General features: G+C 61.1%; 11 protein-coding genes. 1 reads left to right on the forward strand and 10 read right to left on the reverse strand.

The features are described 5' to 3' along the window. Nucleotides 1–93: 93 nt before the first annotated feature. From MK_RS05880 to MK_RS05925, 10 genes are all read right to left on the reverse strand, one after another. On the reverse strand, nucleotides 94–1,623 hold the full coding sequence (locus MK_RS05880; RefSeq protein ID WP_011019480.1) for a hypothetical protein: 1,530 nt from the start codon (nucleotides 1,621–1,623) through the stop codon (nucleotides 94–96). A gap of 209 nt (nucleotides 1,624–1,832) precedes the next feature. Then, nucleotides 1,833–2,444, reverse strand: coding sequence for a hypothetical protein (locus MK_RS05885; protein ID WP_011019481.1), 612 nt, complete (start codon nucleotides 2,442–2,444; stop codon nucleotides 1,833–1,835). A gap of 14 nt (nucleotides 2,445–2,458) precedes the next feature. Beyond that, the gene (locus MK_RS05890; protein ID WP_148679703.1) at nucleotides 2,459–2,644 is read right to left on the reverse strand and encodes a hypothetical protein; all 186 of its coding nucleotides are present in this window, start codon (nucleotides 2,642–2,644) and stop codon (nucleotides 2,459–2,461) included. Between the two features lie 137 nt (nucleotides 2,645–2,781). Continuing rightward, nucleotides 2,782–3,906 (reverse strand): hypothetical protein, encoded by a 1,125-nt coding sequence (locus MK_RS05895; protein WP_011019482.1) that lies wholly within the window; start codon nucleotides 3,904–3,906, stop codon nucleotides 2,782–2,784. Nucleotides 3,907–3,988: 82 nt separating this feature from the next. Next, nucleotides 3,989–5,926, reverse strand: coding sequence for a hypothetical protein (locus tag MK_RS05900; RefSeq protein ID WP_148679704.1), 1,938 nt, complete (start codon nucleotides 5,924–5,926; stop codon nucleotides 3,989–3,991). Further along, the gene (locus MK_RS05905; RefSeq protein ID WP_011019484.1) at nucleotides 5,851–7,494 is read right to left on the reverse strand and encodes a hypothetical protein; all 1,644 of its coding nucleotides are present in this window, start codon (nucleotides 7,492–7,494) and stop codon (nucleotides 5,851–5,853) included. Before MK_RS05905 ends, MK_RS05900 begins: the two co-directional genes overlap by 76 nt. 461 nt (nucleotides 7,495–7,955) lie before the next feature. Then, on the reverse strand, nucleotides 7,956–8,219 hold the full coding sequence (locus tag MK_RS05910) for a hypothetical protein (RefSeq protein WP_011019485.1): 264 nt from the start codon (nucleotides 8,217–8,219) through the stop codon (nucleotides 7,956–7,958). A 156-nt stretch (nucleotides 8,220–8,375) separates the two neighbouring features. After that, complete coding sequence (locus tag MK_RS05915; RefSeq protein ID WP_011019486.1) at nucleotides 8,376–9,419, reverse strand: hypothetical protein; 1,044 nt, start codon at nucleotides 9,417–9,419, stop codon at nucleotides 8,376–8,378. After that, nucleotides 9,376–9,612, reverse strand: a complete 237-nt coding sequence (locus tag MK_RS05920; protein WP_011019487.1) for a hypothetical protein — start codon at nucleotides 9,610–9,612, stop codon at nucleotides 9,376–9,378. Before MK_RS05920 ends, MK_RS05915 begins: the two co-directional genes overlap by 44 nt. Nucleotides 9,613–9,822: 210 nt before the next feature. Then, nucleotides 9,823–11,334: an Mcm2-like OB fold-containing protein gene (locus MK_RS05925; protein WP_148679706.1), complete on the reverse strand. Its 1,512-nt coding sequence runs from the start codon at nucleotides 11,332–11,334 to the stop codon at nucleotides 9,823–9,825. A 1,149-nt stretch (nucleotides 11,335–12,483) separates the two neighbouring features. Between MK_RS05925 and MK_RS05930 the strand changes: the two genes are divergently transcribed. Next, nucleotides 12,484–13,458, forward strand: a complete 975-nt coding sequence (locus MK_RS05930) for a hypothetical protein (RefSeq protein ID WP_011019489.1) — start codon at nucleotides 12,484–12,486, stop codon at nucleotides 13,456–13,458. Nucleotides 13,459–13,732: the final 274 nt, after the last annotated feature.

Below are 13,732 nucleotides of genomic sequence, written 5' to 3' on the forward strand. Positions count from 1 at the left end.
TCAAAACGTTTCGGATATTGTGACGATTCGAGCGTCGGAGGGTTCGGATGGTGAGGAACGTCGGGCTACGTACGATCTTATATCATGAGCGAGCTAGCGACAGAACGGGTGTGACGGGCCCTCCCTGGAGCAGCGATGTCTCCGACCGAAGGGATTACGTCGCTTCCACCAGAGTGGGGCAGGCAGCACCGGCAGCCCACGTTTCGATTTCTGCTTTTTCAGCCCCTGAAACTCCCGTTCGAGTGACTCGAGCCGACGTTCGAGATCCTGTTGTCTCCGCGAGAGGTCCTCGAGACCCTGTTCCAGCCGATTGATCTCCCGCTCGAGCGATTCGACCCGACTCTGCTGTACCATCGAACCCACCAGCTCGGCGTGCAGTGTCAGTATCTCCCGGTAGACAGTGCTGAGGGCTTTCCGCTCTTCGAGGAGGGACCAACGGGCCGAGCTCGGGTCCCAGTACTCCAGAACGTTCTCGAGAAGTGCTTCGTTCCAAACCCGCTCCACGGCACGGTACAGGTCCTTTCGGATGGAATCATCGATGACACCGTTCACGGTGAGGTCCCAGAGGGCGGAGTCTAAGGCCCGCCACCGTGACATCGTGTCCAGCCACTCCCGCACGATCTTCGACTTGTCCGGGTACAGGTCGATGAGCTCCCACCAATGGTGGTAATCGGCCGCGTGTAAGATGCTGGAGTAATCGGGCTCCGGTAGTGCGACGAGCCCCAGATTGGTTCCCCCTGAGGATATCATGTTAACTACCTCGCGAGGGTCGCTGAGTTCGAACGTTACCGTGACTCCCTGGTACTCGAAGTCGAAGGATCCATTCCCGACCTCCGAAAGGAAGTTCTCGAACTCCTGCCGGACGTCGGCGTCCGCGAGTTCCCATGGATGGATGAGTACCCATGGGGCAAGGTGTACGTCGCCGGTGACGTTTATGACACCGCTATCTATGAGGTTTCTCACGGCGTTCTGGAGGAGCTCTCGAACCGTCGTCCCACGATCCTCGGCCGCTTGCACCAGGTCCGAGACGTAGCTCAAGGCGGGTATGTAGTACAGTCGGTCCCCACGGACGTTGAAATACCCCACTAGCATATGTCTGGCTATGGGATCCAGTCGGTCCCATGTTGGATCGTAATCGGGATTGATCGCCGTGATGTCGGTGCCACAGACTATCACCCGCACCCCGAGTTTATCGCAGGCGTACAGGGTGTTGGCGTCGAACACCCACGAAGGGACGGATAGGACCTGGGCGACGTTGCTCCCCACTCGGTCCCTGAGGAATTGCAGGTTGAACTCGAGCTCCCAGTACTGAAGGCTGAGGGGAAGACCCCCTAAGGCGTGGGATGTCGAGTGTAGTCCGACCAGACTGATCGTGCCCCGCTCGGCGTACTCTCGGATCAAGTCCGTGATACCCGGCGCCGTCTCCTCACAGACGTTGTAGTGGAATACTGCGACTTTGATGCCACGCTCTTCGCACCATGAGAGGAACTCCTTCAGTGCGGCGACGTGGTCCTGGGACCACGCGTCACTATCGAGGTAGGGGACTACGTGCACGTATACGGTCGCGGCGGAAGCCGAAGGTGGCAGCGGCAGGATACCAATCAACACCAACGAAAGTAGCACCGCCGGACCCCCGGTGCATATCCCGGGCTTGGAGTTAGCATATGTGGTCTAAAGTTGGGTTCTATGTAGATTTTGTGGGGTTATAGGTTCTGTGATGTTTCCCCAAACCGCACAACTCACCGTTCGAGTTTAAAAAGTATGGAGGCGTTGGGGGATCGCGGCGGCCTCTTCACGCCCTACGTGACGGGAGGCCCGGACCACGCGAGGTTTCACCCACACCTGCGTACGCACGACACCAGCGCAGGCAGCAGGAAAGCCGGTCGAAACCTCCGATCCCAGTCGTGTGCGGCCCAGTCAGTGTACTCGTAGTAAGTCGTACCCTCGATCCAGCGTACGCTCACGATCGACTCGCGGGCGGTTTCGAAGGGGATTTCGAGGACGACGGGGCCCCTGTACCGGCGGATCCGGACGCACCCACCGAGGAGTACGTGCGCGCCCTCGGGTAGGGGGCCGCCCTCCAGGAAGGTCGAGCCCTCGGTTACCGGAATTCCCTCCGGATCGGGTACCAACAGGAGTACTTCCGCGGACTTCGGGCACTGAACGTGGAGGAGCCCTCCGCTCCACCGAACTCGAACATCGTCGAGCCGTCGGAGGGATCCGAAGCGGGTACTGGTTTCCTCCATCGTCTCCCGCCAACGATCACCCTCGCGGACGAACACTGCCCCCTCATCCAGTTCGGGCGTGGTGAGGACGACCCTCGTGACGTCCCACTGGGTGCCGACGACCGTGTGCACGTCTGGGGTGAGGTACATCGAGCCACCGTCGACGAGTCCTGCGACCGGAGAGAGTACGGTCAGGAGGAATGTGAGTAGTTCGTGCAATTCGACCCTTCCCTTCACCGGATTCCAGGAGTTGGTGGATCGGGATCGTACCCACCGGGCTTTCTCACGCGCTCTCGACGGTTCACACGGGTTCCTGGCGGTCGAATTCGGAACGCGTTCGTCGACATCCATCGGCATCGGATCTCGGGAACGTCCCTCGAGACCGGTCGTAACGGCAGCTCGGAGATCGAGGATGACAACGGGTTCGACCCTCGGGACGTGCGGGTTACCGTGGGTGTAACCGGTGGGATCTACGTCTGCGATGCGAAGGACGGTCCGACAGTCCGCATGCCCTGTCCGAAAGGTTACGATCCTTGTAACATTTCCTGGAAAGAAGTCAGGGCGAGAGTCCTTTGCGGCATAGTAACAGGCCGGTCGTGGCCGCTAGCACCGCCAGGATCGGTAGCAGCGGTGGTGTTCCGGTGGAGTGCTCCCCGACGCACACGCCGGAGGTTCCCGTCCTTACCGGCCTTCCGGTAGCTCCGCCGACCGAACTCCCGGCCGATACACGCGTCGTTGGACCTCCCTTGACCGCGGCGAAGTGGGCCTCGATGGTCTCGGAGGGTGTCGACTCGGTGATTGTCGTGATTGTCGGCGTCTCTTCACCGCCGGAGGGTGATTCGATGACCTCCTGTTGGGTTTCCCGTTGAGCCTCGGACGTTTCCTGCGGGGACCCAGGGTTCACCGACTGAACCGTCGATCCTGTGGGTCCGGGTGAGAAGGTCCCCTCCGCGTGCGAGGTCAGGTACTGGGTCGTCAGGTACGCGATCAGCGGCAGTGCCAGCACGGCCGTCGGTAGTAACTTCGGCAGTAGTTCGGTCAGCGACGATCCCGACTCAGTGGGCCACAGCGCATCCCAGATCTTGAGCTGAGCGTCCCATGAGAAGTACCTTGTCCACTCGACGTTGGAGTCCAGGATCCGTACCGCTCGGCGGACAGTGGTCGGCGTTATCCTGACGTACTTGACCCACTCCGGCTCGCACACTCCCGTCGCCAGGACCTGCTCGATCTTGTCCGGCTTCACCGCGATCGCGAGCTTGGACGATAGTCCCTCCCAGGTGGGCACCACGAGGGACTCCGGGCCGTTCCATCCCGGCACGGCCGATCCGGGACTCAGGCAGTATCCGATGGTGTCGACGGGTCGCGTGACCGTCAGCGTGTCGCCCTCTACTCGGACACCGTCCTTCGGGAGCGGTACCAGCAGTGGCTGCTCCTCGTAGGTCTCGCCGCTCGATTTCGCGTCCCCCTCGGTGATCATCACTACGTACACGGCGTGCTCACCCACGACCACCGGATGTTCTTTCAGGTCCAGCGTCGCACCTTCCTCTGCCACGACGTGGACCCTGAGGTTCTCGAGCATCTCCTCGGGAGTAGCGCCGTTGGTGGTCGCTTTGCCCGTGATGGCGCTTGCCGAGTTCGCGACCATCGCAACTGCTACTATCGCCATCACGAGGACTCGCATTCCGGGTTTTCACCCCCTCCGTCGCCGTCCGGCTCGACGCCTCCATCGGGTCGAAAGAAGTCGGAGACGTGAAGGAGAAGCGTTAGCGGCGACGACGGCGTACGATCGGGATCACCGGTAAGATCGGAGCGTGACCGGTACCCTCCCGTAAGTGCGGCTTCTCCGCGCCGCCCAAGATCACGAATTTCTTGGGAAACAGCCGCCCCCGCTCGTCCACGGTCAGGTACACCTTCCTACCGTTCTGCAACGTGACCTCGAGGGTGGTCGGGGTCACACGGTTCACGGACTTGACATTGAGGGGGAGCTTCACGGTACGGACGGTCCCGTCCTCGGTAGTCACTCGGAGGGTTCCGTCCTCGAACACGTCGATCAGGAACGACCTCCCGGCCGTGGTCAGTTCTACGGTGGCTATCCGGGCTTCCATTTCGGCCGACGTCGGTCGGCCCCGCTGTAGGGCGCTTTGTGTTTCCTCCAACCGTTCCCGTTCCTCGCTTCTCCCTCCGGTCCTTCCTCCGCTCCCCTTCTCCTCCACCACGTTCTCCTCAGCTCTCCCCTGGAGCTTCTCGGGCGGGAATACCCGGTCAGACGATGATGACTCGGTAGTGGGTTGGGTCGTCGGTCTACCCTCACGCTGCTCCTGGAGCCGGTTCGCCGACCGGATCGTCTGACCCCGCTGCTCCTCGGTAGCGGATCGCGCGCCGGACTGGGTATGGAATTCGCCCTCGGTCCTACCCTCCGCGCTCGACTGCGGGGAGTGGGGTTGATACCGTGGGAGCTTGACGGTCACGTCCGTCCCGGCGGTCGCGCTGAACGACGTGCCGGTGTCCGCATCCCGACAGTGTACGGTCACGAGAACCCTGTACGTGCCCTCTCGGCCCACCTCGAACGTTACCGACCCGCTCGGATCCGCGAGTGTTTTCCTGCCTACCACGTTACCACTCTCGTCGCAGAGGAAGATTTCCACACTGTCAACCTCGGCGCGGTCGACGTTCACGCGGTACTCGACACTCAGCGTCGCGCTTTCCGGCGTGGGTCGTGCGTCCACGTCCACCCTGACACTCGGTAAGACAACTGCTACCGCATCGGTGGTTAGCTTCGACACAACGGATTCCGTCACCGAGTCTATTGAACACTGTAGTGTCATGACGGCGTAGTACGAGCCACTTCTAGTTACCGTGAACGTTACTGAACCCGTCTTAGGCGGATTATTGACGACTTTCCGATCCATGAGATTGCCGTTCTCATCGTAGAGTGCTATCTCAAGTAGCTCCGGAGTGCAAGCTGTTGTATTTATCTCGTAGTAGGCACTCAGTACCGCGTTCTTAGGCGTCTTCTTAACAAGAGATAACGCACCGTTCACACTCGCCCGCGGTATCTGAACGGTCACGCCGGTTTCGGTAGTGGTGCTGAACTGTGTACCGGTGTCGGCGTCCCGGCAACGTGCGGTTATAAGGACCTTATACGTACCGTCTTTATCCACATCGAACGTTACCGAGCCGCTCAGGTCCGAGACTTCCTTCTTCCCTACCACATAGCCATCCTCGTCGTACAGGACCACCTCGACACCGTCCACCTCAGCGTGACTGGCGTCAACGTCGTAATCCACCCTCAACGTCGCGCCTTCCGGTCCGGGTTGCACGTCCGTGCTTGCCCGTATACGAACGCTCGGCAGTACGATCTCCATCACATCGGTGCTCAGCTCCGAGGCCACGGATTCGGTCGTCAGACCGCTCGAGCACTGCAGTACTAGGACGGCGCGGTACGAGCCACTTCCCGTCACCTTGAACCTCACCGAGCCGGTCTCGGGCGGATCCTCGATCGTCTCCTGGCTCACGATCTCACCACTCTGATCGTAGAGGGTGATCACGAGCCGTTCCGGAGTGCAGGCTACCGTGTGCGTCTCGTACCGGACCTCCAGTGTGGCGCCTTCCGGAGTCTTCTCGATTAGGGATAGCGTGCCGCTGACACTCGCTCGCGGTACCGGATCGGAAGGCTCAGGTCGATCTGGAATTGGTCCCATAGTCGTCCCTGCACGTTTCCACTCAACACAACGTACACGGTGTCCGCTCGTCGGTCCTTCGGGAGGCTGATCGTGACACCGCTCGCGAGCTCGTCCAGCGTGAACGGGACCTCCGCGATCACATCCCCATTCTCGTCCTCGACGACGATCCTCCCGCCGGTGATATCGCTCAACCCGACGGAGGTGAACTCACCTCTCACCACGAGATCCGTCGGGTCGGCGCGGTCCAGCGTCACTTTCCCACGTACGACCCCGGGGGATGGACACCACCAGTTCCGGTCCAGGAACACGGCGGCTATCCCACCGTCGGAGTACTGGAACACCAGGACCCTGTGGTTATCATCCGCCGAAGTCGTGAGGAGCGAAGCCGAACCGTCGAGGTAGTCGCGTAGCAGCTCCAGTTCGGCCTTCCAGACCTCCAGGTACTGGATGATCCCCTCGCTCTCGCACATGCAGCTCAGCTGAGCCTCGTTGACGGTCCTGAGCACGACGTCACGGACCAGCGGGTCCAGCTCGGTTCTCTTCAGCCTTTGCAGCCGCGGAGCGATCGACTTCAGTACGTCCATACCTTCCCGCCATAGTTTCACGATCTCCGGGTATTTTTTCTCCAACTCCTCCACCGTGCGCAGATCACTCGCGTGCACCATGCTAGTCCAGTCTAAGTCGCTGATCGTGACATCGGGATGCCCGTAGGCGTCCGGGTTTTCCGCGATTTCACGCACTAGCTCGAGGCACTCGGAAGGTCTTTCCAGCTCGAAATGCACTGGGATTACGCCGTACAAGGTGAAGTCGAGGCTCCCGCTCTTAACCCATCTGATGAACTCCTCGATCAGATCGAGGCCGGTCCTGCCCGTGCTTCCCATCTCCTCGACCAGCTGCCACGGGTGGATCAGTACCCACAGTACGAGGTCCGCTTTTCCGTCGTTGTTCCCTTTGATCGCGCCCACGTTGAGCAACGTCTCAACGGCCCGTCGGAACGCCCCCTTAAGGCTCTCGAGGCCGTAGGGGCCTATGTCCTGCTCAACGTCGTCCACGAGCTCTCCGAAATCGATCACCGGGCAGACGTACACCACGTCTCCATCGATGTCCAACTTCTTGACGATGAGCACGTCCGCGAGGTAGTCCATATCTTCGCCCTGCCACGAGACTACTTTCTCCGGGTTGAACTCCCAAGTCCGGTACCCGGAAACGATCCACTTGATCCCGAGTTCGCGGCAGACGTGCACGAAGTTCTCGTCGATGACCCACTCGATGGACGGTGAGACCACGTCCTTACGGAGGCCCGGCTCTAGGTTCTGTTCTTTGAAGAACTCCCACGAGTACTCGATCTGCAATCGCTCGATCTCTGGTGGGAGTCCGGCAATAGAGTGAGCGGTACCGTGGGATCCGACGAATTCGACGGATTTGCCCAGGTGTTCCCGGATTACGGCCGTGATCCCGGGCGCTTCGAACTCACATTCCGGATAGTGAAACACCGCCACCTTCACGCCGTTCTCCTCACACCAAGTCAGGAAATCCTCGTAAGCCTTGACTTGATCCTCACTGTACGCGTCGCTATCGTTGTACACCGTAATATGAACTGTAATTGACTGAGGTAAGGTCATTGTTAACAAAGCTGCATGAGTTGGAGCTGCTAATGTTAACAGGAGAGCCACAAGAACGACAATGGAAGATCGCGTCATCGTCTCGGTTCCCCTAAGTTGGTGTTTGGTAACAATATCACGATGTCGCGTTGTATGTCGTTGTCCATGACCTCAAATGCTCGTAGTTGGTAATAAACTTTCCCCAAAGTACCCGCGCCACTGTGCTGGAAGTAGATCTGCAACGGTCGCGTGCCACGACGCGTACGACGGTCTCTCGGGGGCGTCGGTCTCGGTATCTTCACATCCTTCGTGCATCCACATCCCGACAGACGTGTAATTTAAGTGTTGGTAGAGCCTCGCAGTGTAGGAACGTGGTTTATGGGATGAGACTCTTCGAGGGGCCTCTGGAGGGTCTCCGGATGATTTCCCCGTAAGTCGTAGCAAGTTCACGACCTGAGTCCGAAGAAGGCACTCAGGGAGTAGGTGAGGAGATCGACGAGCAGACCGGCGGTCGTCGTCCACTTGTATGGGCTCCCGTTCACCAGCGCGTGGTAAAGGACGGCCGGGATCGTCGGGGCGGACGCGGTCACGGTGTGGAACGTGAGGCGCCACATGAGGTCGTGGAGGGCCTCCGGCCGGAGTTCATCCCAACCGATGGCCTCGATCAGTCCGTACAGGGCGCCCGCCATCCACGGGGGTAGTCCGGCCATCTCCGCGGTCAGACGCTTGGTGGCCTCCCTCGAGGACTGGAGCTTGGACGACGTCTCTCACGGCTTCTTCGAATCCTGACGGTAGGAACGCGCGGAGTCGGGAGAGCGAGAGGACCACGCTCCGGAGTGCGTCCACGACGTCGTAAGCGAGTACCGTCAGCCCGTACAGGAACAGCCCGTAGATGACTCGAAACAGGCACCCGGGAAGTGTCTTGGCGGCCCCGCATCTCGGCAGATATCGGGACCCACGAGCCATACTAACCCTAACGAGGTTCCTGCGATCGTTCCGGCCGCGAGAAGGTAACCTCCCAACAACAGTTCCGGATGCAAGACGACTCGCATGGGTACCGCCGCGACGATCCCGGAGCGCTCGAGGATATGGCGTACGGCCGGATCCGAGGCGCGCTTCACGAGGTTCCAGTAATCCCAAGACGTCGCCCAATAGTCACCCGACAGTACCTTACCGACGAGTTTCAGGGAGGTGATCACCGCCGGGTCGGCACCCAGTTCCTCGAGGAGCGGCGGTAGCCGTGGGAGGGAATCACCCACGATCGTGAATGTGAGTTCGCCGCTGTTCAGATCGTACGCGCAGACGATTCCGTGATCGTCATCCGTCGGTGACCCGCCTACGGGTCCGGCCAGTCGGCAGGTGCCCGCTCGCAGATCGCAAAGCAGGAGATAACGCTCGACGGGAGCCCGGCTCTTCCCCTGGGAGACCTCGACCGTCCGCGCCTCGGTGACCTCCAGCGTGAGCCCGAGTACACCGTCACGGAGTTCCGCGCTCGTGCATCGGACGCTGTAAGCCGCCCGGATGAACGGTGCGAGGACGCGGTCCACGGGTAACGTTCGGGGTTCGTACACGGTGATCTCGGAGTACCCGACGTCGAACTCGACCCCGTTACGAAGGACCCTCATCGCGTACCGTTCCACGATCGGGGCGTCTCCCATGGTCAGTCGGAAGCTCCCTAGTAGGTAGATCCGACCGCGGTACGTCACCGCGATAGGGAAACCCACGTAGTGCCGGTTCCCGACTCGGTACGCGGCCATATCCGGGCTGCCGAGCTCCAGCAGGCACGAGTCGGCGGGAACCTCCACCGTGGATCCGTCCGGCAGGGAAACCGCGATCCGCCCGCCCGTCACCGAGACGACGACGTGTTCACGGTACTCGATCAGGACTGCCCGGTGGGTACACGAACACACCGCTCACAGATGCCACCTCACCCGGGGCGAACGCCGCGTTCAGTTCTCGGACCGCTCCCTCCGTGGCCCGTAGGTCGTGAACCCGGCTTATCAGCTTCCCAACGAGCTCAGGTTCCTCCGAGAATTCCACGATCGCCCCGCTCGCCGGTCCGATCATGATCAAGAGCGCGAGGACGATGGGGATCGGCGGCACATCGTCAGCCCCTCGGTGGTCACCAGCGTGCGACGATAAGGGTGTTGACAGACGGGTTCCTGTGAGTTAACCGCGTGGATGGTGGTACGGCCTCGGCCCGGGTCTGCGACGGGTAAGGCTCTCCGGCGCGTCTTCCTGCTCGTATAATATCATAATATGAATACAGAGAGCATAGAAAATGAGGGTATGAAGTCGGAGCCGGCCCGAGACTCAGGGTTTGAGCGACGAGATCCTGATCTCATCCCCTCCCGGTATCTGCATAGCAGTCTCGAGATACCAATCCACGAGCTCGGCCGCAATGTCCACGTCTTCGGGCTCGACATCGTCGGAGAGACGCATGCGAGCGTGAGCCTTCGCGAGTCTTTCTACGGACTCGAGCTGTCTCCTAGTCACGGGGAGCGTCGGGAGACCCATCCCGAGGCGCTCCTCGACTTCCTCGCGTCGGGTCTCGTACCAGTGCTCTAAGCGCTTCCTCGCTTCCTCTGTGAGCTCGGGCTTCGGATGCTCGCGGATCGCGTAGAGGAGATACCTCCGGAGCAGCGTGTAGCTCGGTACTTCGGTGTCTTGCTCCTCCGGCTCCCCGGGTCGTGGATCGACCCCGAGGAAGGCGATGAGGTCGAAGTGGGAGAGGAAGTCCTGGTCCAGGTCGATCCGGGCGATCGGAGGATCACTCGGCCACTGCTCACCAGGGTTGATGGCGGCTAGGACGGCGCATCGGGCGTTCAGCGCGATCCCGTCGACGGTTACCGTACCCTTGTCCATGGCCTCCATGAGGGCCCACCGATGGGGCTCCGGGGCCCCTTCGAGGTGGTCCACCGCTAGGATACCGCCGTCCGCGAGCACGGCCGCACCGGCTCTAAGGGCCCAACCCCTGTCCTCCTTCAGGACCGCGGTCAGGTCCGTGAGCTCCGTGCGTCGGAGGTCTACGTACACACCCCGGGGTGCGAGGTGATCCAGAACGTGGTGTAGGATCTCGGAGCACACGACCGGGTAACCCGCGAGCAGTACGTGCAGACGCTCGCTGTTCTTTCCGACGCATGAGAAGAGCTGGAGGGCGAGCATCTTACCGACTTCCTCGGCCCCTGGAAGCGGGGCGATCGCACGGGCGAACGTCGTTAGCGGGTCTTTATCCGCGAGCTCGCGGAACTCCTCCAGCTCCGCGGGGTCGGGGTGTACCTCCGGGATGGGGTCCTTCTTGTGAACTTCCAGCGCGTCCAACGTCGCCGATCGAACTATCCCGAGGATCTCGACCCGGAGTCCGGGTCCGAGGCGGTGGCCGTGGAGCCGCACGGCCACCAGCTCCGAGCCCGTGTCGACGATCGCATGTTCCAACCTCTCGGCACCTCGGACCTCGCGGACTACCCCCTCGATCGAGATGAGGGCTCCGTCCATGGGCCGTATTCTCTCTACCCTCCGGAACCGATGGGGGAGACCTCGGAACCTCACGCGTGGTTCGACATCCGGGGCCACCGTTCTGACGAGCTCGCGGAGCGCCGGTTCGACCAGCCTGGCATGGGTCGCAATCCAGGATGCTAGATCGGAGTCCAGCTCGCGGAGGTCTAACACTACCGGCTTACCGGAGGTGACGCGCCTCAGCGAGCGCTGGAACGACTCGGTTCGAACTATTTCGATTAGAACCCGGGTAGGGAGGCCGAACCTACTCGCGACTTCCCCAATCCTAGCGTCCGGATCATAGGTCGTGGCTCGGGGTGTGGTGCCCAATCGGAACACACCCTCAGAACGTCCTCGGGATTGCGCCCACGTATCCGACACACGTTAGCCGTATACGCTTTCCGATCCCCGGTATTCCCATTCTCACAGCTAACAGCACGTTCAGTGTAACTCACCGGAATCACCTGTGATCCGGTTCCATCGTGGGCCGTTATGAGTTTCTCGTCCGTTAACATCCGCCGGTGTCCATCGTACGTTGTCGAACGATTTCGGACCGTCACATTGTTTTCATTCGGTGAGCTCAGACATCGTTCCGGACGCGAACCTTGAAGGGCTCCGAAACTCAGGCTTTGACCTCACGGGCGGTGGTCGGCCCCCGGTCGGTTCGACCCGTTCACCGCTAACGTGACGTTCCCGTACTCCTGTGACCACTGTTCGGGATGAGGGGTGAAACCACACACGGGCCCGAGACAGTCAGATGATGAGTCCACGCTACTACAGGGTCGCTACCGGGAGAACACGTCGGTCAACGGTAGCGTCGGTGGGCGTCGTGCCCTGGGTTGATGGCCGCCGTTACGCGCGGTTCCGGCACGCTTCACGGATCGTTCCGGACGACTCCGACGGGACACGTCGGCTCCAGGGTGTTCACTGAGGGACGTTCGGATGGTTTCTGGGGGGAAATCAACCCTGAACATGACACGGAAACGGCCCGATCAGTGCCTTTACTGTTTAGAAATTCGGAGATGGTGTGCCCAAGGCTCCACGGTGGATTCTACCCGCTGTAAATCCGAGTAACAACTTCTCCACACTCTCCACACGGGACGTCGCTAGGGCCGGACGGGTGCGTCAGCATGGGGCTAGGCTCGTCATCGGTCCGCGCCCACCGCTGTCATCACCCGTCGTATTCCCTGAAGTAAGACATGAGGTAGATCGCCCTTAAAAAGGGAGTCGGGATGTGCTATATTTCCGGAGCGTCCACACCGCCCGTGCGATCGTGCGTATGTGAAGCGCCGGTTCATCGGCGGTACGGCGGTCGATAATGACGACGCGCGGTGAACCCCCGGGTTTTTCATTAAGTTAACACCCGGGCTCCGTACGCCGCCCGGGAGGAGCGCGTTCCGGTACGGTACGGCGGTGGTCTCTACGGAGAATCGGTAAGGCGATGGTGGCCGCGTGTTGCTCCGTGGGGGATGGCGGTTCTTGAGGTTGAACGCGTTCGTAGTGTACGCACGTCCGAAGGGACCTTCACTCACCGTGGACTCCGGCGTGCTGGAGAGACTAGGGGCGGGATGTCGAGAAGTCGAGGTCGGCAGTCGTCTGGATCTACCGCTGAAACTCGTCGAGGACGGACTCGTGGAACCCGGACGGGTTACCATCTACGTACCGACCACTTGGGGATCGAGAGCCCCCGCTCGGGCTCTGAGTGTGGTGAAACGTATGGAGACTGTCGGGTACGAGGTGCACGTGCTGGTGGGCACCGAAGGGGGCTCGGGAAGGCTTCCCGAAGGATTCCCGGGGGAAGTTCGGGTCGAGAACGTTAAGCGAGATCTTTCGGGTATTCTGAAGCTCTCTGACGATATTTTCGGACTCTTCTGGTCGGAAGGTTCGCTCCTCCTGGATCTCGGGTGGGCTCGCGATCCGGGGCCACGATCCGACCTCGCGATACTCACCGTTTCCACGCTGGTGGCGCTGAAGGTCGTCGAAAACACCTCCGGGGAGAGGCCGCTCGAGCGAACGGTGATGATGATGGAGGTCGATCGTAGGCTCGTGGACGCCTCGGAGCTCTTACACGCGCTCATGGTGGCGCTGGACCTCGCGTACTTCCCGATCGCTCCGGATCTGGGTCGCACGGTTCGAGAAGGTATCGAGGAGCTCCTGGAAGGACTCGAAGGATCGGAACGTGAGGAGCTGAGGAAAGCCGCGGACGCCTTCGAGAGGCTCTCCGGGAGCGTTCTCGATGCGTTCGAGCTCGGAAGGGTCGAGATACCGGATCGTCCGGGCATCCTCCGGGAGTTGCTGGAGTACCGGCTGCGGGGTCTCTCCCCGGCGATGATCGATGGAGAGTTCCCCAGGAGGGCTAAGAGGATGTTGAAGAAGGTCAGGAGAAGGCTCAAGCGGGGGGACGGGCGCCCGGACGACACCTCCTCCGAGCGTCCGAAGCGCCCGAAGATCTGACGGGGATCCGCGATCGACCGTCCGAGGTACGTCGTCGTTCTCGGCCCGGCGGTCACCGGGGATCACGCCGCTCTTCCGGCGAGTCACGGGCCATGCTAGTTCTTCCCGCGTGGGACGATATGTTAAGCCATCGTATCGGGAACAAACTCTTTAGGGAAAGTTAATCTCGGCAGCGGATCGCCGGTCACTATCGAAGGGTACCGTCACCGACCGCCGGGGGTGGCGCGGGTGAAGGTCACCGTGTACGGGTGCGGGGACGAGAACATGATGGTGA

The organism is Methanopyrus kandleri AV19 (assembly GCF_000007185.1).
GTDB classification, from domain to species: Archaea; JAADCQ01; Methanopyri; order Methanopyrales; family Methanopyraceae; genus Methanopyrus; species Methanopyrus kandleri.

Excerpts from the sequence above, each read along its gene's own strand:
- MK_RS05895 (WP_011019482.1), bottom strand. The coding sequence starts at position 3,906 with ATGCGAGTCCTCGTGATGGCGATAGTAGCAGTTGCGATGGTCGCGAAC.
- MK_RS05900 (WP_148679704.1), bottom strand. The coding sequence starts at position 5,926 with ATGGGACCAATTCCAGATCGACCTGAGCCTTCCGATCCGGTACCGCGA.
- MK_RS05910 (WP_011019485.1), bottom strand. The coding sequence starts at position 8,219 with ATGGCCGGACTACCCCCGTGGATGGCGGGCGCCCTGTACGGACTGATC.